This is a genomic window from Sorangiineae bacterium MSr12523 (genome assembly GCA_037157775.1).
GTDB classification, from domain to species: domain Bacteria; phylum Myxococcota_A; class Polyangia; order Polyangiales; family Polyangiaceae; genus Pendulispora; species Pendulispora brunnea.
In genome coordinates this window covers 12,247,507-12,270,782 of the sequence record CP089982.1, presented here as the reverse complement: position 1 = coordinate 12,270,782, position 23,276 = coordinate 12,247,507, and the positions used below count along the sequence as shown (strand labels likewise).

Here is a 23,276-nt window from a genome sequence, read left to right as displayed (position 1 = left end):
GCGTGCGAGGCTCCGTAAGAACTTTGACGTTCGCCGATTGGTTTGGAAACCGGCGACGTGGGGTGGAGCCCGCTCCCGCAAGGAGATGTCCCGTTAGGGTTGACCGTAGTACTGCTGCAGGCCCGCTATGTCCGTCTGGCTCAAGTTGCCATCGTTGTTATAGCGAGGATTGCAGTAATTCATGACGGACATCGCATCCCAGTCGCCCACCGTCGTATCGCCGTTGCTGCCCTGCGGGGCCTGGTCGCAGGTGTCAGGTGTGTCGGCCCTATTCTGCTCGTGAGCGAAACCTAGGGCGTGCCCAAACTCGTGGACGGCGATGGCCCGAATACAGTACTCGACCTGGTTCTGACACGCCGGGCTCCAGTTCCTGAACGTAAAGTCCAGAAGCATCCCATTGCGGACGTGGTCCAGGTCGCTCCCAAGTCCGAGCGTTCTAGGATTCTGGTCAGCAATCGCAATTCTTATGTTCGCTCCGCCCGACACAGCACACGAGCCCCAACCCGTGAATTCCAGCTGAGAGAAGCGTTGCCACGTGTTTTCGATGGCGGTGCGCACCCATCCCTTTTGCCTATTGAAGCCCCCAGTCTCCCAGCAGACGCTGATCTGATTGTCGTCCCAAACATTGGTACTCAGAACGTAAAGTTCTTGCGACGTGCTCTCGACTTGCTCCGAAGGAGGGCTATCCGCGGCGCCCGAACAGCCGACGATGCTGAGAAGGGCCGCTGCTACCAGCGGCATCGGCAGCCAACGTATCACGATGCAAGTAGGCGAAGATTTGGCAAAGGGCGCGGAACGCTTGGATTGCTCACTCATCATCGATCCTTTCGCTGAATGGCAGGTCGACCGAGAGTCGACGCATTCAGGATGCACAATCGTGTTGTGGGTGGGGAAACGTCGTTTTCAGATCGCGTCCACGTTCCGAATGGGCAACTGGATAACTGCCCTCGTATGAATGGAGGCGACGAAAGCTCGCGCTTCTTACCTGCTCGTGCCGGCGTGAAACCAGGTCGTGCAGTCAAGCACGCCGGTGAGTGCGCAATGATGTCATAGTTTATGAAACAAACTTCGAGATGCAATAGCTCACTGCGTCAACGGCCTCTCCTCCCACATCGGGCGATTCGAGCCGCAGGCGGGGCATGGCTGGTCGGAAATGAATGACTGCAATCCGACATTGCTCACAATCGTCCCCTGTCCCATGAGCAATGCAGGTAGGGTGCCTGGTCGCCGGACTGCGCCGCGGTGACGCGCCGCGCCGATTTCGCGAAATCCAAACGAGACTGCATGCACGAGCTAAGACTCGGAGGATTGTTATCAATTTGGTTTCGGCTGGCTGAAACGTCGTTATCCCGTCTCCCCGATGACCCGGCGGTAGTTGGATAAGCAACGCCGCGAATCGTGCCGCTACCCACTGCACGAAAAGGTGCTCTTCCGCGCTGGGTTTTCGGAGTCCACGCTTACCTGCTGTCAGCCCGCAATCAGGCGGTCGACGGCTTGGCGGTGTTGACGGCCAATTGTGCGGCGAAAGCGCGCTTGTACGCGGGGCGTGCTTCGCCGCGGGCGACGTAGGCGGCCAGGGTCGGAAATTTGTCCAGAATGCCCGATGGTCTCAACCTGAGGAGCACCGACACCATCATCAAGTCGCCCGCGCTGAATGCACCATCGAGCCAGTCGGCGTCGCGCAGGCGGACGGAGAGTTGGTCCAGCCGTGCGCGGATGCGATCTTCGACCAGAGGCAGGCGCTCGGCATACCAGGGCTTGTCTCGCTCCACGATCCGGGCGGTTACGAGGTCGAGAATTGGTGGTTCCACCGTGTTGAGCGCGGCAAAGATCCATGTGATCGCGCGCGCCCGAGCGCGGGCGTCGTCCGGCAGCAAGCCCGCATATTGCTCGGCGATGTGAAACACGATCGCACCTGTCTCGAACAGCGCGAGATCGCCTTCCTCATAGGTCGGAATTTGCCCGAACGGATGGATCGCCAGATGCGCGGGTTCCTTCATCGCACGAAACGAAACAAGGCGAACCTGGTAGGGTTGGCCCACTTCTTCGAGCGCCCAGCGAACGCGCGTGTCGCGCGCCAGTCCCATGCCTCCATCGGGTGAGCGTTCAAAGGCAGTAATCGTGATGGTCATCGAGAGGCTCCTTGTTGGCGAACAAGACCGGCGTGTTGGACAGGAGCCCGTGAGCCATCTGCCCACCGTGCTGCCTGCCTTCACTGTTACGTCGAACGACCTTTCCGAGGATCGACAAGGAGGCGATCTTCTTCTTTTACGCGCCCTCGCGGACCACTTGGTCGGGTGCGGGCGCCATTTCACTGCATCAAACCTGCAGCGTTGAGCGCCCTTCGGCAGACGCGAGAACGATGGCCTGCTGAAGCGGACTCGCGGTCACCTTCGACCACATGATCCCAGGCGCCGAATGGGACAAGGCGTCGACCAGCACGATTCGCAACGCCGCGGGGGGCGCGAGATCGCTGCGGGCTGCGCGAAGGGCTCGGTAGCGCGCGAGGACACGGGCGAGATCGATGACCATGGTGTTCACCGCATAGCTCTTGGCATATTCCGCTTCTTGGTATTTGTCCGCGGCCCGCAGTGCGTGCATGGCCTCCGACGGCTGGTCCAAAATACGAAGCTTGATTTCGCCGAAATTTTCGTCCGAGTACCAGCCGTCGAAGCCGGGAAGGCCCGCCACCGAGCCCGATTCGAGGACTTTGCGCACCTCTTCGGTGAATTGATTGTTGTCCATCCCGTCGACTTCTTCGGGGTACCAATTGGGCTGTAGGAACAAGACGCCCGGCTCCTCACGCGCCAGAAGGCCATCGAAGACGTGCTTCACGGCCGCGGCAGGGTTCGCGAGCGCATTCGGCCCCAATGCACGAAATCGAGTACCGAAAAGAAAGAGCGAAATGATGACCGTCGGCTCGTAAAGCGTGATGATCCCCTCGTCATGATTGATATAAAGCGAGCGCCCGCTATTCTGGAATGCTTCGAGGCCCTGCATGACTGCCGCTTCTTCGGCGTCTGACAATTGCATTTCCCAGGCCCATTGCCGCACTGGAACGAACTTGTTCTTCTCGTAATCGGAATCCATCTTGCCCAGCATCAGGCTGCGGGCGACGAAAAACGCGACGATCAAGGCCACCACCACACCGAGAGCAATCCACATCAAAGTCTCCTGAAATGTTAACGTCTAATTACGTTTCAAATATGCAGTGATACCCCACACGACGAGGGCCACAATCACGGCGACAACTCCGAGCGCAAGCACCATCAAATTGCGCTCGGCGCGTCGAAAGCGTTCGAGGCGCGCCTCGAAGTCGGCGGCCGCACGCTGCGCTTCCGGCTTGTCCCCGTGAAGGCGCAAGCGGGCCGAAATAGCGTCGAGACGGTTGGACGCGGCGAGCGAGACTTCGTCCGCCTCCCCGTCCTTGAGAAGCGGAAGGCATTGTAGGCCCGCCTCGACGAGCACTTGCCACTGACTCGGGAAATACCCCGCCGTGAGCAACTGCTGCTGCCTTTCCGCCCCCGCAGCTTGCAGCAATGTGTGAAATTCACGCAGCGCCTGCATTTGCGCCCCCACGTGCTCGGTGGGCTCGACGAGGGTGCCGCAGTATTTGCAAATGAGCTCGAGGGCTTGCGCGCCGCACTGCGTGCAACGCGGCACGTCCGCGACCGCGGTGGCCGGGCGACCTCGCCCGACCGGCAGCGCGTCCCGTACGGCGCGAACCAGGGGGTCACCGGAGAGGGCCAAAACGGCCAGGCTCTCCGAATCGAGGAGGGGGCCCACCTCTTCTTCGATGGCCATCATCAATTCGACGAGATCTTTCCAGGAAGCCGCACCCCTCACAATGAGATCGAGGTTCATCATGCCGATGACGAGAAACTCGGGATGCACGTACGGGCCGCGAGTCAATACGATGTGCGCCAGACGATAGAGTGCGTCGCGCTGCCAGCACGGCTCGCCGAAGGGGTATGCGAGCGAACTGCCGGCGGCAATCGCCATCACGGCCTCCGCCGTGGCTCGCTCGCCCATTTGGGCCGCAAGCGCTCCGGCGATTTCGTGGAGAGCCTCCTGAATCCGCGGTGCATACATCCAGTGTCCCGAGAGATACGCGCCAGGTGTCCGCAATCTCCCTTCGCGTCGTCCATTCGCGCCGTATGAAAAACGCGACAGACGCGACGCCAATGAACCACTTACTGCGCTCGTCCCCTGCAGCCGTCGTGGCTAGGGACGTCACTCGAGGGTGGCGGGAAAACCCCAGGTCGTGAAGTGCTTTGGCAGAACGAAGACGTCCATCGCGGCGACCTGCCCGGCTTCGTCGAGGGTCATCACCGTCAGACAGACCGGGACCCAGGCACCACCGTCGCGACGCACGTACGCCAGTGCGGCCGGCTGACCGTTCATCGGTGTGGGCAGCATGCGATAGCGCCCGGAGCGAAGCTCGCCCTCCCACGTACCGGGGCTCGTCATCGTCGCCACGACCGCATCACGGCCGTCGAGCCAGTAGATCCAAGGCGGCATCGTCATCACGGCGTCGGCTCGGAGCATCGAGACGAGGTCGTCGAAGTCTCCCGTCTCCCATGCCTTGACGAACCGCGCGAGCGCTTCCGCCTTCTGCGCATCGAGTCGCTCGTTGCGCTCGCCGGGCGATTCGTCCGGAGAGGCCCCGCGTTGCTGGAGCGCGCCACGGGCCCGCTGGAGCGCGCTGTTGATCGCGGCGGTGGTCGTCTCGAGCATCGACGCCACGTCTTCCACGCTCCATTCGAGAACGTCATGCAGGATGAGCGCCGCACGCTGACGCGCGGGCAGTACTTGAAGCGCGCGCACGAACGCGAGTCGCACGCTCTCATGAAGACGTAGCCTTGCCTCAGGGTCGGTCGTCGCCGGCAAGAGCGTGTCGGGGTAGGGCTCGAGCCATGAAATGTCGCCTCGCATTTCCGTCGTCGGCGGTCCGGGCTGGACCGGTGGTCCGACGTCCGGTGGAAGCACGCGACGCTGCTCCTTGCGCAACATGTCGAGGCACGTGTTCGTCGCAATGCGATAGACCCAGGCGCGAAACGGCGCATGCGGCTCGTACGAAGACAGGTGACGCCATGCTTTCAGCTGTGTCTCCTGCAGCGCATCTTCGGCGTCTTGGAACGCGCCGAGCATACGGTACGCGTAGGCCGAGAGCTCGCGACTCAGCGGCTCGATCAAGTCTCGAAAAGCGGCTTCATTTCCCGCTTTTGCAGACGCGAGGAGGGCCTGTTCACTTTTTTCGAGCGCGAGCGATGAGTGCAGCACGTTTCCCACGTTGTACGGGAGAAAGGTGAGGAAACCAACATGAGCAAAGTGTTTGTCTTCTTGGGGATGTCGCTCGACGGTTACATCGCGGGGCCGAACAACAGCCTCGAGAATATGGGCGGCGACGGGTGGATGGATCTCCACGAATGGCTGCTCGAGCAGCGCGTGCTCCGGCAGAACCTCAAGCTCGGTGAGGGCGGGCAGACTGGGCCAGAGAACCAGTTCGTCGAGTCGATCCTCGCCCGCACGGGCGTGAGCATCATGGGGAAGCGAATGTTCAATCAAGGCGAGGTGGCCTGGCCGGAGGAGGCTCCCTTCCACACGCCGGTGTTCGTCGTCACGCACGAGGTCCGCGAACCATGGGTGCGCAAAGGCGGCACCACGTTTCACTTCATCAACGACGGCATCCAAGGCGCGCTCCGCCGTGCCTTCGAGGTAGCCGGCGAGAAAGACATCCGAATCGCGGGTGGGGGAAGCACCGTCATCCAATACGTGAACGCGGGCCTCGTCGACGAACTCTTCCTCGCCGTGGCTCCGACCTTCCTCGGCGTTGGCCTCCGCCTCTTCGAGGGAATCGACAAACACAGCGTGACCATCGCCCCGGTGGAGGCGATCAGCTGGCCGAAGGTGACCTTGCTTCGCTACGCGATCCAGCGCGCCGGTGCTTCTCGCGCACAGCGAGCACCTTGACCGCGTTGTTCGAAATCCACAGGCCGAGCGCGCGAGGAGCGGAAGCAACACGAAGACACCCCAGCGAGAGGTCACTTACCAAAAAGCACGTACTTACAAAAGGAAAGTGCCGCTGATATCGAAGCTCCGTACGAGACACACAAGGAGCACCCTTTCCGAGATGGCGAAAAAGTCCATTACCATCTTTGGTGTGGACACCGGACTCGGCGCCCCGTGTGCTCTCGGCACGCCGACACCTTGAGTAAACGAGTGCACAACGGCCATTCCGGATGCGTGCGAAGCTTTGCGCGGGAGCGTAAATCACGCTCGATCCCATTGTCGCGGCGTCGCGACGATTCGTTCCCGCCAATCTTCGGTTACAAGCAGGACTTCATGCTCGCAACGGCAGAAAATCCCACGGTGCGCTGGTCCCAGTGGCAGCGCATCGGCTTTCGTTTCGCCGGCACGTATCTCCTTCTCTATACCCTCCCATTCCTGCTCGGGATGATGCCCGGCATTGACGCGTGGTGGTGGAATACAGCGGACAAGCCGTGGCTGATGCTGGCTCGGTGGGTGGGCAGCCATATACTGCATCTCCGGACGGAAGTGACGCCCTTCCAGGATGGCAGCGCGGATACGACCTACGGCTATGTACGAGTCGTTTGCACGCTCGGCGTCTCGATCGGCGTGACGGCCGTATGGTCGTTCCTGGACCGCAGAAGGACGGACGACCTTACAGCGCACGACTGGCTGCGCTTCTTGCTGCGATACAACCTAGGCACCACGCTGCTCCTGTACGGCATCGTCAAGGTCATCAAGGTCCAGTTCCCATTTCCGCTAGCGCGTCTTGTGCAGACGTTCGGAGAGTCGTCACCGGCGGGGCTTCTCTGGTCGTTCATGGGAATTTCGACGGCTTACACATTTTTCGGCGGTGCAATGGAATTGCTCGCGGGTGCGCTCCTCCTTTTTCGACGCACCACCACGCTCGGAGCGCTCGTCGCCTGCGGTGTGCTGGCCAACGTGGTGATGCTCAACCTGAGCTACGACGTACCGATCAAGCTCTATTCATCGCACTTGCTCGCAATGACCGTCTTGCTCGTCATCCCCGACCTGAAACGGCTCGCCAATGTCTTCTTGTTCAATCGGCCATGTGAGCCTGCGAGACTCGATGGTCCAAAGTTCAAACAACTGTGGATGAATCGCACCTTCGTGGCCGTCCAGATTCTCGTGATGGGCACCGTCGTGGTCTCGAATGTCGTGGAATCGGTCGAACGCTACCGCAAGCAACATGACATTCCGAGCTCGGGCCTCTATGGCATTTATGAGGTCGAGACCTTCGTCCGAAACGGAGAGACGATTCCGCCACTGCTCACCGAGCGCACGCGTTGGCGCTGGGTTACCGTTCAAGGAAGCTTGCTATCGATCACCTCCGTCGAGGGTTCGGGCGAGAGGTATCGATCAAAGCACGATCAAGACAAGCAGCAACTGACGCTTTCACCCACGACAGATCCCGACATCGAATACGTCCTCTCCTATACGAAGACCGACGACGGCCGTTTCACCTTCCGTGGCATCTTCAAAAACGATGCCGTGGCAGCCACCGTACGCAGGGTGGACGAATCGCAGTTCCTCCTCGTCAATCGAGGCTTTCATTGGATTAACGAGCGCTTTCTCAATAGGTAATACGGCCGTCACTACTCTGCGGCGTTGACCTCCAGTTCGTCGGTGAACGTCAGCACCTCGGAGAGCTGCGACCGCAACGCGTCGAACCGATCCTCGCCGAGAGTGCGGCGGATCTTGCTCTGCGCCTCCTCCCAGAGTGGGTACGCGGATTCGATGAGGCGCTCGCCGGAGCGCGTGAGCAGGATGACGCGAGCTCGGGCATCGGCAGCCGAGCGTGCAACACGCAGGTAACCCGCCTTCTCGAGCGGTACGATGTTCCTCGTTAGGGTCGTGCGATCCATCACGAGCGTGCCGGCGAGGGCGCCCATCGTGACCCCGTCCTCACCGAACATCGCAACGGCGACGAGCACGGAGTACTGGGTCTCTTGGATGCCGAGTGGCCTCAGGCAGTCGTCGTAGATGCGGGTGAGGAGACGGGACACTTGGCGGACGCGCATGCCCGTGCACTCCGTGGCTACGCGGCGGACCATTTGGGTGAAGCCGGCCATGCATGATGTATATGCACATAGCCCATGGATGTCTAGGTTTTGACGCCGCGTCCGCTTGACGACCACCATTTAGGTGCATATACACTCTTTTCATGACGGTCAGTGGTCCCTGGGCAGTCATCACGGGAGCTTCCAGCGGCATCGGTCGGGCCTTCGCGCTCGAGCTGACGGGGCGCGGCTTCCCGGTGCTCCTGATCGCGCGCCGCGAGACGGAGCTCGAACGCGTGGCCAACGAGGTCGGCCGCCTGGGAGGGCTGGCGAAAATCATCGTTGCCGATCTGGCGACGCCCGATGGAATCGAGCGTGCGACCGAGCGACTCCGGGACATCGACGTGGACGTCCTCGTGAACAACGCGAGCTTCGGCACGCACGGCGCATTCGTCGAACAGCCGATCGGGCGCGAGACCGACCAGATCGCGTTGAACGTGGGCGCGGTCGTTGCGCTGACCCGACGGCTTCTCCCGAGAATGATCGAGAGGGGGCGCGGTCTGGTCATCAACGTTGCGTCCATCCTCGGCTTCATGCCGACGCCCTACTTCGCGACATACGCGGCCACGAAGGCGTTCGTCCTTCACTTCAGCGAGGCGCTCTCCGTGGAGCTCTCGGGCACCGGTGTTCAGGTTCTTGCCGCGAGCCCTGGTGTGACCAAGAGCGACTTCACGCGCACGGCCGGCTCGGCAGACCAGGACGGTAGCCTTCCTCAGCTCACGCCGGAGCACGTCGCCCGCGTCTCCATGAACGCCGCCGATGACCGGCGCGTCGTACGTCCCATTGGCGCCGCGTACCGCCTCCTCGCCTTCCTCGTGGCGATCACGCCGCGCGCGATCATGCGGCGGATCATGGGTCGCATTTACGCGCCCCGGCAGATCGTGGAAGGTGCGACGCGCGCCCGGGCGGTCCAAGGCCATGGCAAGTGGCGAGGCGGCACCCTTTGACGCCCTCGAGCATCGCTTCGGGTGAGCGCGCTCGGATGACCGCCGCTTGGCGGACGCTGGCGGTCGCCGCGCTTGCAGTATTCATCGTCTCACTCGATACGACCGTCCTGTTCGTCGCGTTCCCGAGCATCCGGGCCACGTTCCGCGACGTCTCGTCCGAGGGCATCTCGTGGATCCTCAACGTCTACACGATCGGGTATGGGGCTTTGCTCGTGCCGACGGGTCGCCTGGCGGATCGCTTCGGCCGCCGGCGCTTCTTTCTGGCGGGGCTCGTCGTCTTCGCGTTGGCGTCGCTGCTGTGCGGCGTCGCACCGAACGTGCCCTTTCTCGTCGTTGCTCGCGGCCTGCAATCCTTGGGCGCCGCGCTGTTGATGCCGGCATCGTTCGCCTTGGTCCTCCACGCGTTCCCGAGCGAGCGGCGCGGGATGGCCATCGGGATCTGGGGAGCCGTGGGCGCCCTTGCGGCAGCAATCGGCCCTGCCGTGGGCTCTGCGATCGTCCAGTTCGCGAGCTGGCGTTGGGTCTTCTTCCTCAACCTGCCGCTGGGCATCTACGCGGTGTCGAGCGGGCGCCGAAGAATCGACGAGTCACGTGCGAGTGAACAAGGCGGGTTGCCCGACGCCGTCGGCACGGCCCTCCTCATCGCATCGTTCGGGGCCCTGGCGTACGGCATCGTCGGCTCGCGCGAGAAGCCTTCGACCGCGGCGGCTGCGATTCTGCTCGGCCTAGCTCTCCTCGCACTCTTCGTCCTCAGGTCGTTGCGCGTTTCGGTGCCCGCGCTCGACGTGCGGCTCTTCCGGCGGCGCACGTTCGCCATCGCAAACGCGATGAGCCTCGTCTTCAGCATCGCGTTCACGGCCATGTTCTTCGGAAACGTCTTCTTCCTGACGGAGCGGTGGCATCGATCCATCTTCGAGGCTGGCCTTTGGATCTCTCCAGGGCCGCTGACCGTCATCCCCGTCGCCATCTTCGCGGGACGTCGTGCGGATCGCATCGGCTACCGGCCGCTCTTCATCGTCGGGGGGCTTCTCTATGCCATGGGAGCCGCCTGGATGCTCCACGTGGCCAACGAAGATGCTCGCTTCCTTCTTTGGCTGCCTTCCGCCATCGTCATGGGCACGGCGATCGGGATGGTGCTCCCCTCGCTGAGCGGCGCGTCGGCGCTCGAGCTGGATGCCGCGACCTTCGGTGTAGGGAGCGGTGTCAACCAGGCGATCCGCCAGTTCGGCTCCGTACTCGGCGTCGCGATCGTCGTCGTCCTACTCGGACGCTTTGGAGAGGCAGCGCGCTTCGAGCGCGTCTTCGTCCTTCTGCTCGTCGCCGGCCTGCTCACCGCGCTCGGAGGTCTCACGATGCGCGTGACGAATGTCGCACATAGTCACTCGTTGTAAAAGTTGGCGTGCAGCCGTAGGCTTCGAGGATGAGCAGCGCCACACCGGCACGTGGGACTCGAAGCGGCCCTGACCACGTCATCCACGACCGCATCATCCTTGCTGCGACGGAGCACTTCCGTCTCTATGGTTTCGAGAAGACGACGGTCTCGGACCTGGCGAACGCGATCGGGTACTCCAAAGCCTACATCTACAAGTTCTTCGACTCGAAACAGGCGATCGGTGAGGTGATCTGCGTCAATTGCCTCGAGAAAATCACGGAAGCCGTCGATCGAAGCGTGAGGGCGGGCAAATCGTCCTCGGACCAAATACGCCGGATGTTTCGCGCGCTCGTGGACGCAAACGCGACGCTCTTTTCGGACGACCGAAAGCTTTACGACATTGCGGCCGTGGCAGCTCGGGACCGCTGGCCGGCGGTCGATGCGTTTGAAGAGCATCTGAGAAGAACCCTCGCGCAGATCCTCAAAGAGGGCCGCGAATCGGGCGAATTCGAGCGCAAGACGCCGCTCGACGAGACCGTGGCCGCGACGTTTCTGGTGATGCTCCCCTATGCGAACCCGCTCCTCTCGCAACACAGCTTGGATCACGCCAAGGACGCTGCGCTTCAACTCGCGAGTCTGATCCTTCGCAGCCTGACGCCCTGAGGGCTGGGCGGTGATGACGCGAGCGGAGCCCTGCTCGCCGGATTGTGACCATTGACAGTTTTAGTCACTAGACACATATCCCCGTCATGTTCTCTGAACGAGCTGCGTTCCTGCCCGCGATCCTCGCGCTCGGCTTGCCCGTGCTTCTGTCGGGGTGCCGCCATCCCACGAAAAGCGATCCACGAATCGACCCGCCGCTGGTGCGGACTGCCGTCGTTCAGACCGATGCGTCCTCGCTCACGCGCTCGTTCACGGGAACGGTTGCTGCGCGCGTGCAGAGCGATCTGAGTTTTCGCGTCTCGGGCAAGGTTCTCGAGCGGCTCGTCAGCTCTGGGCAGCAGGTCCGTCGAGGACAGCCGCTCATGCGACTCGATGACGTCGACCTCAAACTCGCATCGAACGCGCAGGAGGAGGCCGTCGTGGCTGCCGCTGCCCGCGCACGGCAGGCCACGGACGACGAGACGCGCGACCGGAGCCTCGCGGCGGATGGTGCCGTACCGATTGCAGCCTACGACCGCATGAAAGCGAGTGCGGAAGCGGCGCGCGCCCAGTTGAAGGCCGTCCAGGCGCAAGCCACGGTGGCGCGCAATGCGACCGCGTACGCGCTGCTCGTGGCGGACGCGAACGGCGTGATTGTCGAGACGCTGGCCGAGCCGGGTCAGGTCGTGGGGGCCGGTCAGACCGTCGTGCGGCTCGCGCAGCACGGGCCACGCGAAGCGGTGGTGCAACTGCCCGAGACGTTGCGGCCAATGCTAGGGTCGAGTGCGCAGGCCGCTCTCTACGGCCACGCGGGCGTGATCGTTCCGACGCACCTTCGAGAGCTGTCGAGCGCGGCGGACCCTCTCACGAGGACCTTCCAAGCGAAGTACGTTCTGGAAGGACCGCTCGCGGATGCAGCGCTGGGAGCGACTGTCACCGTCGTCGTGCCCGAGGACGGAGCCCGACACGATCTACGCGTTCCCGTCGGCGCTGTCTTCGACCCAGGGGGCGGCCCCGGTGTTTGGACCATCCTCGACCCGCCCGCTCGAGTGACGTGGCGACCGATCAAAGTGAACCGCATCGACGACGACACCGTCAGCGTGAGCGAAGGTCTGAAGGAGGGAGATCGAGTCGTATCGCTCGGAGCGCACATTCTCCACGAGGGGCAGGAAGTTCGACTCGATGCGCAGGCTTCACGCCACGAGGGGGCCCTAGGGGTCGGTAAGCCATGAGCGGATTCAATCTCTCCGCCCTCGCCGTTCGCGAGCGCTCCGTCACACTTTTCGCGATCCTCCTGATCTCCGTCGCGGGCATCCTCGCGTTCTTCAAGTTGGGACGTGCCGAGGACCCGGCATTCACCGTGAAGTCCATGACGATGGTCACCGCGTGGCCGGGCGCGACGGCGCAGGAGATGCAGGATCAAGTCGCAGAACGACTCGAGAAGCGGCTCCAAGAGCTCCGCTGGTACGATCGCTCGGAGACGTTCGCGCGCCCGGGCCTCGCCTTCACACTCGTGCAGCTTCGCGACGACATGCCACCGTCGGAAGTTCAGGAGGAATTCTACCAGGCGCGAAAAAAGATGGGCGACGAGGCGCGCAACCTCCCGGCGGGCGTCATTGGCCCGATCCTCAATGACGAGTACTCCGACGTAACCTTTGCGCTCTATGCCCTCAAGGCGAAAGGCGAGCCGCAGCGGACTCTCGTCCGGGACGCCGAGTCGCTCCGCCAGCGTTTGCTCCATGTTCCCGGGGTCAAGAAGGTCAACATCGTCGGAGAGCAAGCCGAACGGATCTTCGTCGGCTTTTCCCACGACCGGCTCGCAACGCTCGGGATCTCCCCGCAGGACATCTTCTCCGCCCTCGCCACGCAGAACCTCGTGACGCCAGCGGGCTCGATCGACACGCGCGGGCCCGAGGTGTTCATTCGCCTCGACGGTGCGTTCGACGAGCTCCAGAAGATTCGGGACACTCCGATCGTGGCACGCGGGCGCACCGCCAAGCTCTCCGACGTCGCGAGTGTCGAGCGCGGATACGAGGATCCCGCCACGTTCCTCATCCGGAACAACGGGGAACCGACGTTGCTCCTCGGCATCGTCATGCGCGACGGCTGGAACGGGCTCGACCTCGGCACGGCGCTCGACAAGGAGGTGGCGGCCATCAACTCGGGATTCCCCGTCGGCATCAGCCTGACGAAGGTCACCGATCAAGCGGTGAACATTCGCACGGCCGTCGACGAGTTCATGTTGAAGTTCTTCGTGGCCCTCGGCGTGGTCATGCTCGTCAGCTTCCTGAGCATGGGTTGGCGCGTGGGCATCGTCGTCGCCGCGGCCGTTCCGCTGACGCTGGCGAGCGTGTTCATCGTGATGGCGGCCATGGGCAAGGACTTCGACCGGATCACGCTCGGGTCGTTGATCCTCGCGCTGGGGCTGCTCGTCGATGACGCGATCATCGCCATCGAGATGATGATCGTGAAAATGGAGGAGGGGTACAGTCGCATCGACGCTTCGGCCTACGCGTGGAGCCACACCGCGGCCCCGATGTTGTCCGGAACGCTCGTGACCGCGATCGGATTCATGCCGAACGCTTTCGCGAAATCGACGGCCGGTGAGTACACGAGCAACATGTTCTGGATCGTCGGCATCGCGCTGATCGCATCCTGGATCGTCGCCGTCGCCTTCACGCCGTACCTGGGCGTGAAGCTGTTGCCCGATATCAAGAAGATCGAGGGCGGGCACCACGCCATCTACGCCACGCCGAACTACAACCGCTTCCGCGGTCTGCTTGGCCGCGTCATTCATCGCAAGTGGCTCGTGGCCGCGGCCGTCGTCGCCTCGTTCGTCGTCGCGATTCTTGGGATGGCCGCCGTCCGGAAGCAGTTTTTCCCGACCTCGGACCGTCCGGAGGTGCTCGTCGAGATCCAGTTGCCCTACGGGAGCTCGATTGAGCAAACGAGCGCCGCGTCGAAGAAGGTCGAGGACTGGCTCGCGAAACAGACAGAGGCGAAAATCGTCACCGCGTACATCGGTCAGGGCGCGCCGCGCTTCTTCCTCGCGCTGTCGCCCGAGCTCCCTGATCCGTCATTCGCCAAGATCGTCGTCCTGACCGGGAGCGAGGCCGAGCGCGAGGCGTTGAAGGAGCGGCTTCGTCACGCAGCCGCGGACGGCCTCGCTCCGGAGGCTCGCGTTCGCGTCACGCAGATCGTCTTCGGGCCGCCCTCCCCATTCCCCGTCGCGTATCGCATCAGCGGGCCGGACCCGAACAAGCTGCGCGAGATCGCCGCCGAGGCCCGCAAGGTTCTCGAGGCGAACCCGATGATGCGCACCGTGAACACCGATTGGGGGGAGCGCACGCCGACGCTGCATTTCTCGCTGCAGCAGGATCGGCTGCAGGCCGTGGGGCTGACGTCGAACTCCGTTTCGCTGCAACTCCAGTTTCTCCTGAGGGGTGTTCCCATCGCGGAGGTCCGCGAAGACATTCGATCCGTCCAGGTGGTGGCGCGTTCGGCCGGAGAGACGCGGCTCGACCCCGCGAGGATCGCGGACTTCACACTCATCGGGTCGGCAGGTCAGCGCGTGCCTCTTTCGCAGGTCGGGACAGTGGAGCTCCGGATGGAGGACCCGATCATTCGTCGTCGGGATCGAGCTCCGACCATCACCGTGCGTGGTGACATCGCCGAAGGCCTGCAGCCTCCGGACGTTTCGACCGCGGTTCTCGACGACCTGCGGCCGGTCATCGACCGACTCCCCGCGGGCTACCGGATCGAAGAGGCGGGCACCATCGAAGAATCTGGGAAGGCGAACAAGGCTCTCCTGCCCCTCTTCCCGATCATGCTCGCGTTGACGCTGCTCATCATCATCATCCAGGTGCGCTCGATGTCGGCGATGGCCATGGTGTTTGCGACGGCGCCGCTCGGTCTCATTGGGGTGGTTCCCACTCTGCTCGTTTTCCAGCAGCCGTTCGGCATCAACGCCCTCGTCGGGCTCATTGCGCTCTCGGGCATCCTAATGCGCAACACGCTCATTCTGCTCGGACAGATCCACCACAATTTGAAGGAGGGGCTCGCTCCCTTCGAGGCCGTCGTGGAAGCGACGGTTCAGCGGGCGCGTCCCGTCATCCTGACCGCGCTCGCCGCCGTCCTCGCGTTCGTCCCGCTGACGCATTCGGTGTTCTGGGGGACCCTCGCGTACACGTTGATCGGCGGCACGTTCGCCGGGACGGTGCTCACGCTCGTCTTCCTTCCGGCGATGTACGCCATCTGGTTCCGAATCGTTCCGAGCTCCGGGGACCTCGTTGTCGACCACCACGAGTGATCCTGAAATAGGTGACTTGCCAATCAGCCCAGCTGAAAATAAGCGCCAGCTGTGGTGGGCCGGTGACAGTCGGGACATCCGCAAACGATCGCGGTAGGCTGCGCGCATGATCAAACTCTATGGCTTTGGTCGAGTGAACGAAGGAGCGCGCGGCAACACACGCGATTTGCGTGTCCTATGGGCGCTCGAAGAGGTCGGACTGCCCTACGAGATCGTCGGGATGGACCACCCGAACCACGATCTCGATTCGCCCGAGTACCGCGCGCTAAATCCGTTTGGTCAGATTCCGGTGATCGATGACGAGGGTGTCGTGGTCTCCGAGTCCGGCGCAATACTGCTCTACCTTGCGCGCAAGAGCGGCAAGCTGATGCCCCACGATCTCGCGGGGGAGGGGCAGGTTCTTCGCTGGTGCTTCGCCGCGCTGACCACCATCGAGCTACCGGTCCTATCTCTCTGGTTCGTCAACTTGACCGGCGGCAAGGACACCAAGCCGAGCGAGGCATTGCATGGCTGGGCCGAGATGCGCTTGAAGCAACTCGACGGTTGGCTCACGAATCGCCAGTTCATCGCCACGGAGGACTTCACCGTCGCCGATATCCTCATGACCCATGTGCTGGACGCTGGAACCCGCGAGGAGATGCTGAAGTCGTATCCGAATGTCCTTGCGTATCGCGCGCGTTGCACCGGCCGCCCGGCATGGAAGAAGACGCTCGACGCGTACTGGAAGCGCGTCCAAGCCGCCTGAGTGCTCACGGACTTCGCGTGACCGGTCCTTCTGGGTCCGGGCGGCGGCGCGAGAGGCAAAACCAGGCCCTGGCCGACTCTATCTGCGATGGGATCGAGCGCAGCTCCAGGATTTCGAGCTCGGGCTCGATCGCAGAAATCACGTCGAGCGCCGAGCGGCACGGTGATCCTTTGTCGCGTGCTGGCCCTTCGGTGCTGCGGATCAAACTGAGCCACAACCCGCCTGTGGTCAGGGCAGCGGCTACCCGACGAGCAAATCGAGATCGCTCCTCGGCCTCGTCGAACCCATGGAAACAGCCGCGGTCGAACACGAAGTCAAACGGGGGTTCCGCCGGTGCGGCGGCAAGGAAATCCAACGCCGCAAACCGGCAGCGCAGCTTCGAAGCCCCCAATTTCGAACGCGCCTGGTCCACCGCGAGCGGCGAGAGGTCGATGCCGAGCACGTCGAAGCCACGCTCGGCGAGCCAGATTGCGTCGGTGCCTGTACCGCACCCCACATCGAGCGCGCGTCCCGGTACAATGGCACCGGACTCGATGAACTCGACCAGCCGCGGATCCGGCTGGCCGGTATCCCAGGGCAGATCACCTGCGGCGTAGTCATCATTCCACGGCGTCTTCGGCATGACGCCATTGTATCGCAGCGTGCCCCCTTCCCGCGACTCACATGTGTTTTTTGAACATGTGGCCAAATTCTATCTAGTTCCTATTTTCGGCCGGCCCCCGCAACGTCAGGTTTACGCACCAAGGAAGAAGCCCACGATGCCCAGCGCCCCGCCCGCAAGGGCCACATAGGTCACCATCGATCGACGGACGATGATGGCCACGATAGCGCTGACGACGGCCGGAAGCGTGAACAGGACCATCATTTCCCATCCAGCATGACCTCCCCTGATTCCCCCCGTCAGGAATGCTGCTATTCCCATGAGGATAGCGATCCAGCTGAAAACAACGGCGACGGTGCTCTTGGGTCTTGCTGTCATGTTGCAATGTACGAAGGGCCTAGGAAAATCCTTTCGGTGCATGGCACGACAAATTTGCCGCCAGATACGACAATTGAGATGTGCCGGGTACGACGCCTGACGGATGGCCCTTCGTGGGGCGGGAATCGTCTTTTTTCGGCCCACGCAGTATGTCGCGGGCCTACAGCCTGGATTACGCACGCAGTATGGAACACAGCAATACCGATGATCTGCTCACAAGATTGTCAGGTCGTGTCATTTGAGAGCGCGCAGCACTCGCAACAGGATGCCTCTCGCACCGGGGTTCCCTCCCGGTGGGGAGGCACGGCATGTGGCGAACGCTCGTCTTCGTTGGTGTTCTCATCCTCGTGCAGCTCGTTCCGAGGCCGGCCCACGCCGATCTCGCGGCGGAGCGCATTCTGGTCGTCTCGGAGTACGCGGAGCACCCGGCACTCATCGAATACTACGATTCGGTCCGTGGTTGGATTCCGGTATGCGTATCGCCTTGTGCGGCCTTGATTGTGCCGACCACAAGACTTCGCACGCGCTCGAAGAATACGACCACGGAGTTTGCCATTGAGGCCCACGCCGGCGAACGCGTCGACTTGCCCATCCGCGACGCCGTCCTTCGCGGTGAGCGTCGAGGGAGGGGACGCGCCCTCGGGATCGTGGGCATCGTGCTGGGAAGCGTGGCCCTCGCGGCGTCCGTATTCTTGGCGGCAGCGGCCTCGAACGACGGCCTCCGCTCCGAAGAAAGCGGTGAAGATTACGCTATCGCCGCAGCGGGCACCTTCTTTGGTGGCGGCGGACTGCTCGCGGGCGGCCTCGTAGAACTAGTCCTTTCCCGTCGTCCGTCCACGTCGTACCAAACGGTGACGCCACGCGCACCGGTTCCCGCCGCCCCTGAGAACATCAACGGCACGACCGTGCACGCACCCGCGTCGGTCACCATGCCGCTCCTGAGCGTGAGCTTCTAGTGCGACGAATGAGTGCTACACCTCGTGGCTGCCCGATGCTCGAGCATTGCGGCAACGTTGGAACCGTCGCAACACGCAGTTTCTGCAAACAGTGAATCTATTCGATCGACTCATTCGAAGCCCGAGCAAGCCAGCCTCCCGTGTAGCGTTCCTCACCTGTGACTTCTCGGTCGACGAAGGGAGGAGCGGTAAACGATGTATCTCCGGGCTCGGTCTCGATCTCGAGAAGTGCAAGCCCAGAGAGTTTCCCTTGGAACACATCGAGGCTGAAGGTTCTGCCTTCGCGCGCGAGTCGGTAGCGCATTTTTTGCAAATTGAAGCCGGCCAAACGGCTCAAACATGTGTACTCGTCGGCCGTGAGATACATGGTGGTGTGAAGCACCTGCCGCGAATCATCGGGGTCGGGCCTGACCTTCTGTCCGAGTTTGTAAACCGGCGGGCCGTTTCCGATGGGCGTCACGCGCCGAAGCCGTAGCGTCGTGCCGCAGAGGTAACGGTCGTCGATGTGTGACCCCTCAACATTGGGCCCCAGGTCCGGCAATTGTGTCACCAACCAACGGCGTTCGTATTCCAGGCGCGCGTACTTCGATTCCACACGGCGGATGCTACTCGATTTGGCTTGAATTGGCCGCGCCTTGCAAACTTCTCACATTTTTGTGCGACGACCCTCCGCCTTACACGGAGGGGATTTCGAAGTAGTTATCCCAGAACAGTTCCCCACGAAGGGCATCATTCGTCGCAGCATTCATACGTCGGATAGCAAATCGGATGAGTGCCTGCAGGTCGAGCTCTTTTTTCGCGATGGGCTCGTACTCGTATTCGTACACGAGCCACCACTGGCGCTTTTCATCTCGGTACACGGAGAACTGGACTTCGTCCCCGCCGTAAAAGACCGCCGCGCGACGTGGGTATTGCCCAGATTCATCGGATTCGTCGATGGACGCTGCCGGCAGCAGACCGAAGACGGGGAGATTTGGTTCAACTGCTAGGCTGATGTCGAAACCATCGGCCCATGCGTAAAGTTCGAGCAACCCCTCGGGAAGGAGAAGGCCATCCGCCTTCAGCTCCTCGGCGAAATAGCCGCTTTGCGCGGGTGGGCTGATTCTGCAAGCGTCAGGATGCTGCACGGCTGCCACGCGCAACGTTTCCAGTTCAGGCCACGTTGCGGGCAATGGGGGCGGGAATTTCGCTGCGCGGCTTCTTTCGATGTCCGACCGCACACCTTCGAGCTGCGTATACCCGTACGCCTTGAGTACGTCGAGCAGGCGAAGCGCGTCATTTGGATTGCGAAGCGCAAACGCGGGCAGTGCCTCCACGCGCACCAACTCGATCAGCGAGGTACGGAGGATATCCACCTCATGTTTCGGCAAGACCCTTCCATCGACCATGTTGGCCGGGAATTGCCGGATGCGTCCCTCCATCTCTGCGATGAATGCGGTGGCTCTCTGCGATGTCCGAAGGGTGTTGCGAAGGCTGTCAATGACTGGGTGGCTTATCGCCATTTTATTTTCGTATCATGCACGCGATAGCCCCTCAATACGCCAATCCCGCCATGCTCCTCCCCTGGCTTTCGAGTTTGTCAGTGCTCGTCACCCAAATGTCAATTGGCGTGTTGACCACTCGCCGGAGGGCCGGCGTGGCCTTGCCGTTTTTGCCCATGAATCGGATTCCGATCCGCACGTCGGCATGGTTCAACCAGCCACTCACCTCGTACGATTCCAGCGAGTAGGCCCAGGCAACACCGTCCGCTGCGATGCACGCCTCCTTCCCCGTCACCCGATCGAGCCCGTCGCGGTCCATGGGCTCGGGCTTGGCGGGCAACGTCGCCCGGGGATTCTCGGCGCGCTCTTTCTCCAGCGCCTCCACGCGCGATGCCTCCGTTCTCGCGAGAAGGCGCTCGTTTGCCCCGACGAGCCTTCGACAGGCCTCCTCCGGCGTGATCGATTCGGGCAGAGCGACCGGCGCCGGTGGAACACGGATGGCCACCTTCGAAGGGGGTTGGGGCGACGCCCCACACGCCGAGAGGCAGCCGACCAGCGCAACACCGAGCCCCACGACGAACGACACGGAACGCATTTCCATGTTCATCGACCCCGTTCATGTCGGGGTTGAGCGAAAAATTCGTCTTGGAGACGTTGACTGGCGCAGATGCACTATCCTTCCGTCCGATGCTGAAGCCGGGCGACACATTCGAGCGCTACACGATCGAGGCGCCACTCGGGCAAGGCGGGATGGGCTGCGTCTACCGCGCCCATGACACCCGGCTGGGGAGGCGCGTGGCTCTCAAGGTGATCTCCGACGGCCCGCGCGATGGGCAAGCCGATGCCGATGCCAACGCTCGCCTCCTCCGCGAGGCTCGCGCTGCGGCCGCGTTCGACCACCCCAACATCGTCTCCGTCTTCGACGTCGGCGAGTACGAGGGAACGCCGTTCATCGTCATGGAGCTCGTCTTGGGTCGCACGCTGCGTGACGCTGTCGGAGATGCTTCCGCCCCGACGGCGACGCGTGTCGCGGAGCTTGCCGACGTGGCCCGGGCGCTCGACGTGGCGCACAAGCGCGGGCTCGTCCACCGCGACATCAAGCCCGAGAATGTGATGGTCCGCGAGGACGGGGTGGTGAAGGTGCTCGACTTCGGCATCGCACGCCGCCAGGGCGGTAGCCTGGGTCCTCACAGCGAAACCGGAATGCCCGCACTTCCGACGCTCACGATCGAGGGCGTCAAGATGGGTACCCCTTTCTACATGGCTCCCGAGCAAATCCTCGGCGAGCCGCTCGATGGTCGCACCGACCAATTCGCGTGGGGTGTCGTCGCGTACGAGCTACTCGCAGGGCGGCTTCCTTGGCGCGAATCGGATGATGCCATGGCCGTCATGGCGTCGGTGCTCATGGATCGTGTCGACCGCGCCCCGCTCGATCAGGCCGCAGTTCCGCGTGCCGTGCAGGACGTGGTTCTCCGAGCGCTGGAGAAGCGGCCCGAGAATCGCTTTTCCTCCATGGGTGATGCCGCGCAGGCCCTCGATGCCGCCATGCGTGCAGGCGACGAGCCCAGATCGGCGGAGCCCCGACAAGCCCGTGAGCGGCTGCCGCAGGGCGCGACCGACGCGCAGCGCTTCTCGACGAGCGAGGTCCGAGATGTGCTCGCCAAGGCCATCGATCAGCAGGCCGAGCGCCAGGGTTCGACCAAGCTTAGTTTCGAGGATCTGCTCTCCGTCGCGGCCGAGGTGGGTATCGATCCCGATTCCCTCCGGGAGGCCACCCGCGCGCTGCGCGCCAGCAAGCAGGAATCGAGTGGCACGGGCGACGACTTCGCAAAGAGGCGCGATGCCTGGTTCCGGCAGCAGCGGCTGAATCTCTATCGGCATGCGGGGATCTATGGGATCGTCAACGCGGGGATCCTGGTCTTCGGCCTCGTTCTTTTGAGCTTCACACCGTGGTGGATCTGGTTCTTGCCCCTGCTCGGCTGGGGCATCGGCCTGGCCATTCACGCGCTCGTCGCGCTGACAAGCAGCGAGGAAGACTTCCGGGAGCACGATGAGGGGATGAAGTGGTGGCGCGAGAGCCAGCAGCGCCATCTCGAGTCTCCCGCGAAGCGGCGAGCGAGGGTGGAGTCGTCACCTGGCAAGGTGCGGATTGCGCCGGCGGACACCGGGCGCGGGCGAGATGCCGAGGAGGACGAAGAAGCCGCGGCGATGTGGGAGGGTCACGAGGAGCAGCAACGGCGAAGGTAGGGGGCGCGGCAGCCCTTCACGCGAACAGCTCCACCTTCAGGAAGAACGGCTCGAGCGAGAAGCCATCATGAGAAGCAGCGCGCAGGGAATTCCGGCGATGGCGCTGCCTGCAACGACCCAGTGAGGGGCGAAGGTGTCGCCGAGAGCCCCTGCTGCGGCAAAGGCCGCCCCTTGGGCGATCATCAATCCGGCGGTGGCGATTGCGAGAACCGGCCCGCGCGTTTGCGGATCGGTCAATTCGAGGACGCGTTGATCGAGGCCCAATCGATGGCCCGCACCGAGGCCCGAGACGAAGAGCGCAACCGCCGCAATGGGGACGATGGGCGTCATCCCATATACGAGCAAAGGAATCAGCTGCATCAGCCCGAGGGGCACGATGGCGGTGACCCGCGCGCGTTCGCCGAGCGTGCGACCCGCCCAGAATTCGCCCACGACCGAGCCCGCGGACAGTGCGGCGAGAAGAACCCCGACATCCCATCCCGTTCCATTCATGCCTCGCGCATATGGAACCGCCAAGGCCTCGGGCACCACACAGACGACGGGGAGCAACCATCCCAATAGGACCAAAGCACGCAATTCCGGTTTGCGAAGAGCCACCCATGAATCGCGATGGATTGCCGGCGATGCCGCCGGACGTCGCGCCGCTCCCGCGGGCATCTCGGATATAGGCAATCCACGGTACAAGATGATCGCCGAGATCAAGAATGTCGCGGCATCGATGAGCAGAATGGTGCCGCTGGACCATTTCGTCAGAAGCAAGCCGCCAAAGGCATAGCTGGCAATCTGCGCGGAATTCGAAGACATTCGAAGTACCGAATGGGCCAATGGATAGAGCCCGGCGGGCACGAGTTCCGGAAGGCTCGCCGCGCGCGTCACGGCAAACAGCGAGCCGAACGTACCCGCGAGAAAGGTGGCGGCGAGCAGCATCGCGACGGGGAGATCCGGCACAGCCATGCCCGCGATCAGCCCTCCAGCCAGGAGCTCGCATCCGATCAACGTGCGTCGTGCCGGTAGATGGCATCGTGACGACAGCGCCCCCGCCAGCGCGTGGGGCAACAGTCCGAGGGCGAACGTGAGCGCGGAGAGAAACGACGAGCCCGTGCGCTCGTGAATTCTCACGGAGAGGGCGACTTGGGCAACGAGTGTACCGGACAGCGAAATGACGTGCGCAATGAAGATCGCTCGAAATGATGCGACGCGTAGGACATCGAGCCAACGTGAAGCTCGTTTTGGGATTTCGCGCGCCATCGTGATCATTTGGTCCACCGATCGAACAGAGCTCGATCTCTTTTCGTATTAACAATCAACGCGCTTTGAATCATGAAGCGCTCGACACCAAATCCTCAAGGAGTCATACATGATCCGCAAAATCGTTCTCGTTGCCGCCGTGCTCACTGGTCATGCGCGCAAGGATCGCCTCACCCTGCCGTACATGTACTATTGAGATTGATTCGTCGCTGAAACCGTAATCCCCGGCTGCCTCTCTC

The 23,276-nt window shown here is 62.8% G+C and carries 21 protein-coding genes; 10 read left to right on the top strand and 11 right to left on the bottom strand.

Annotation, left to right across the window (positions count from 1 at the left end):
• Positions 1-93 precede the first annotated feature (93 nt).
• The 5 genes from LZC95_48480 to LZC95_48460 form a co-directional block, all read right to left on the bottom strand.
• Positions 94-819, bottom strand: coding sequence for a M57 family metalloprotease (locus tag LZC95_48480; GenBank protein ID WXA94272.1), 726 nt, complete (start codon positions 817-819; stop codon positions 94-96).
• 659 nt (positions 820-1,478) lie between these two features.
• Complete coding sequence (locus tag LZC95_48475; protein ID WXA94271.1) at positions 1,479-2,132, bottom strand: glutathione S-transferase family protein; 654 nt, start codon at positions 2,130-2,132, stop codon at positions 1,479-1,481.
• 187 nt (positions 2,133-2,319) lie between these two features.
• Positions 2,320-3,165 carry a hypothetical protein gene (locus tag LZC95_48470; GenBank protein ID WXA94270.1) on the bottom strand — a complete coding sequence of 282 codons (846 nt, stop codon included), beginning with the start codon at positions 3,163-3,165 and terminating at the stop codon, positions 2,320-2,322.
• A gap of 24 nt (positions 3,166-3,189) precedes the next feature.
• Complete coding sequence (locus tag LZC95_48465) at positions 3,190-4,032, bottom strand: hypothetical protein (protein ID WXA94269.1); 843 nt, start codon at positions 4,030-4,032, stop codon at positions 3,190-3,192.
• A 201-nt stretch (positions 4,033-4,233) separates the two neighbouring features.
• A complete protein-coding gene (locus tag LZC95_48460; protein ID WXA94268.1) occupies positions 4,234-5,283 on the bottom strand; it encodes an RNA polymerase subunit sigma-70 in 1,050 nt (349 codons plus the stop codon).
• A 39-nt stretch (positions 5,284-5,322) separates the two neighbouring features.
• Between LZC95_48460 and LZC95_48455 the strand changes: the two genes are divergently transcribed.
• Together LZC95_48455 and LZC95_48450 are read left to right on the top strand one after the other, a co-directional pair.
• On the top strand, positions 5,323-5,973 hold the full coding sequence (locus LZC95_48455) for a dihydrofolate reductase family protein (protein WXA94267.1): 651 nt from the start codon (positions 5,323-5,325) through the stop codon (positions 5,971-5,973).
• Between the two features lie 372 nt (positions 5,974-6,345).
• The gene (locus tag LZC95_48450) at positions 6,346-7,635 is read left to right on the top strand and encodes a hypothetical protein (protein WXA94266.1); all 1,290 of its coding nucleotides are present in this window, start codon (positions 6,346-6,348) and stop codon (positions 7,633-7,635) included.
• 11 nt (positions 7,636-7,646) lie between these two features.
• Here the strand turns inward: LZC95_48450 and LZC95_48445 are convergent, their stop codons facing one another.
• The gene (locus LZC95_48445; protein WXA94265.1) at positions 7,647-8,123 is read right to left on the bottom strand and encodes a MarR family winged helix-turn-helix transcriptional regulator; all 477 of its coding nucleotides are present in this window, start codon (positions 8,121-8,123) and stop codon (positions 7,647-7,649) included.
• A 92-nt stretch (positions 8,124-8,215) separates the two neighbouring features.
• Here LZC95_48445 and LZC95_48440 point away from each other — a divergent pair, with 92 nt between their 5' ends.
• The 6 genes from LZC95_48440 to LZC95_48415 all read left to right on the top strand — a co-directional run bounded on the left by LZC95_48440 (position 8,216) and on the right by LZC95_48415 (position 16,126).
• Positions 8,216-9,058 (top strand): SDR family oxidoreductase, encoded by an 843-nt coding sequence (locus tag LZC95_48440; GenBank protein WXA94264.1) that lies wholly within the window; start codon positions 8,216-8,218, stop codon positions 9,056-9,058.
• A gap of 35 nt (positions 9,059-9,093) precedes the next feature.
• Entirely contained in the window at positions 9,094-10,449 is a 1,356-nt protein-coding gene (locus LZC95_48435; GenBank protein ID WXA94263.1) for an MFS transporter, read from the top strand.
• 29 nt (positions 10,450-10,478) lie between these two features.
• A complete protein-coding gene (locus LZC95_48430; protein WXA94262.1) occupies positions 10,479-11,093 on the top strand; it encodes a TetR/AcrR family transcriptional regulator in 615 nt (204 codons plus the stop codon).
• Between the two features lie 86 nt (positions 11,094-11,179).
• On the top strand, positions 11,180-12,304 hold the full coding sequence (locus LZC95_48425; protein WXA94261.1) for an efflux RND transporter periplasmic adaptor subunit: 1,125 nt from the start codon (positions 11,180-11,182) through the stop codon (positions 12,302-12,304).
• Positions 12,301-15,381 carry an efflux RND transporter permease subunit gene (locus LZC95_48420; protein WXA94260.1) on the top strand — a complete coding sequence of 1,027 codons (3,081 nt, stop codon included), beginning with the start codon at positions 12,301-12,303 and terminating at the stop codon, positions 15,379-15,381. The genes LZC95_48425 and LZC95_48420 overlap by 4 nt, the downstream gene beginning before the upstream one ends.
• A 106-nt stretch (positions 15,382-15,487) precedes the next feature.
• Entirely contained in the window at positions 15,488-16,126 is a 639-nt protein-coding gene (locus LZC95_48415) for a glutathione S-transferase family protein (GenBank protein WXA94259.1), read from the top strand.
• Positions 16,127-16,130: 4 nt separating this feature from the next.
• Here the strand turns inward: LZC95_48415 and LZC95_48410 are convergent, their stop codons facing one another.
• Positions 16,131-16,748 (bottom strand): class I SAM-dependent methyltransferase, encoded by a 618-nt coding sequence (locus LZC95_48410; GenBank protein ID WXA94258.1) that lies wholly within the window; start codon positions 16,746-16,748, stop codon positions 16,131-16,133.
• A gap of 665 nt (positions 16,749-17,413) precedes the next feature.
• On the opposite strand from LZC95_48410, the gene LZC95_48405 reads away from it, so the two are divergent.
• Positions 17,414-18,061: a hypothetical protein gene (locus LZC95_48405; protein WXA94257.1), complete on the top strand. Its 648-nt coding sequence runs from the start codon at positions 17,414-17,416 to the stop codon at positions 18,059-18,061.
• A 97-nt stretch (positions 18,062-18,158) separates the two neighbouring features.
• Here the strand turns inward: LZC95_48405 and LZC95_48400 are convergent, their stop codons facing one another.
• The 3 genes from LZC95_48400 to LZC95_48390 form a co-directional block, all read right to left on the bottom strand.
• Positions 18,159-18,656: a hypothetical protein gene (locus LZC95_48400; protein ID WXA94256.1), complete on the bottom strand. Its 498-nt coding sequence runs from the start codon at positions 18,654-18,656 to the stop codon at positions 18,159-18,161.
• Positions 18,657-18,735: 79 nt separating this feature from the next.
• On the bottom strand, positions 18,736-19,431 hold the full coding sequence (locus LZC95_48395; protein ID WXA94255.1) for a hypothetical protein: 696 nt from the start codon (positions 19,429-19,431) through the stop codon (positions 18,736-18,738).
• Positions 19,432-19,594: 163 nt separating this feature from the next.
• A complete protein-coding gene (locus LZC95_48390; protein ID WXA94254.1) occupies positions 19,595-20,143 on the bottom strand; it encodes a hypothetical protein in 549 nt (182 codons plus the stop codon).
• 86 nt (positions 20,144-20,229) lie between these two features.
• Between LZC95_48390 and LZC95_48385 the strand changes: the two genes are divergently transcribed.
• The gene (locus LZC95_48385) at positions 20,230-21,789 is read left to right on the top strand and encodes a protein kinase (protein WXA94253.1); all 1,560 of its coding nucleotides are present in this window, start codon (positions 20,230-20,232) and stop codon (positions 21,787-21,789) included.
• A gap of 36 nt (positions 21,790-21,825) precedes the next feature.
• On the opposite strand, the gene LZC95_48380 is transcribed toward LZC95_48385, so the two are convergent.
• Positions 21,826-22,908 (bottom strand): MFS transporter, encoded by a 1,083-nt coding sequence (locus LZC95_48380; protein WXA94252.1) that lies wholly within the window; start codon positions 22,906-22,908, stop codon positions 21,826-21,828.
• Positions 22,909-23,276 lie beyond the last annotated feature (368 nt).

Excerpts from the sequence above, each read along its gene's own strand:
- LZC95_48480 (WXA94272.1), bottom strand. The coding sequence starts at position 819 with ATGATGAGTGAGCAATCCAAGCGTTCCGCGCCCTTTGCCAAATCTTCG.
- LZC95_48470 (WXA94270.1), bottom strand. The coding sequence starts at position 3,165 with ATGTGGATTGCTCTCGGTGTGGTGGTGGCCTTGATCGTCGCGTTTTTC.
- LZC95_48405 (WXA94257.1), top strand. The coding sequence starts at position 17,414 with ATGTGGCGAACGCTCGTCTTCGTTGGTGTTCTCATCCTCGTGCAGCTC.
- LZC95_48450 (WXA94266.1), top strand. The coding sequence starts at position 6,346 with ATGCTCGCAACGGCAGAAAATCCCACGGTGCGCTGGTCCCAGTGGCAG.
- LZC95_48475 (WXA94271.1), bottom strand. The coding sequence starts at position 2,132 with ATGACCATCACGATTACTGCCTTTGAACGCTCACCCGATGGAGGCATG.
- LZC95_48390 (WXA94254.1), bottom strand. The coding sequence starts at position 20,143 with ATGGAAATGCGTTCCGTGTCGTTCGTCGTGGGGCTCGGTGTTGCGCTG.
- LZC95_48455 (WXA94267.1), top strand. The coding sequence starts at position 5,323 with ATGAGCAAAGTGTTTGTCTTCTTGGGGATGTCGCTCGACGGTTACATC.
- LZC95_48410 (WXA94258.1), bottom strand. The coding sequence starts at position 16,748 with ATGCCGAAGACGCCGTGGAATGATGACTACGCCGCAGGTGATCTGCCC.
- LZC95_48445 (WXA94265.1), bottom strand. The coding sequence starts at position 8,123 with ATGGCCGGCTTCACCCAAATGGTCCGCCGCGTAGCCACGGAGTGCACG.
- LZC95_48465 (WXA94269.1), bottom strand. The coding sequence starts at position 4,032 with ATGGGCGAGCGAGCCACGGCGGAGGCCGTGATGGCGATTGCCGCCGGC.
- LZC95_48425 (WXA94261.1), top strand. The coding sequence starts at position 11,180 with ATGTTCTCTGAACGAGCTGCGTTCCTGCCCGCGATCCTCGCGCTCGGC.
- LZC95_48430 (WXA94262.1), top strand. The coding sequence starts at position 10,479 with ATGAGCAGCGCCACACCGGCACGTGGGACTCGAAGCGGCCCTGACCAC.
- LZC95_48440 (WXA94264.1), top strand. The coding sequence starts at position 8,216 with ATGACGGTCAGTGGTCCCTGGGCAGTCATCACGGGAGCTTCCAGCGGC.
- LZC95_48435 (WXA94263.1), top strand. The coding sequence starts at position 9,094 with ATGACCGCCGCTTGGCGGACGCTGGCGGTCGCCGCGCTTGCAGTATTC.
- LZC95_48420 (WXA94260.1), top strand. The coding sequence starts at position 12,301 with ATGAGCGGATTCAATCTCTCCGCCCTCGCCGTTCGCGAGCGCTCCGTC.
- LZC95_48385 (WXA94253.1), top strand. The coding sequence starts at position 20,230 with ATGCTGAAGCCGGGCGACACATTCGAGCGCTACACGATCGAGGCGCCA.
- LZC95_48415 (WXA94259.1), top strand. The coding sequence starts at position 15,488 with ATGATCAAACTCTATGGCTTTGGTCGAGTGAACGAAGGAGCGCGCGGC.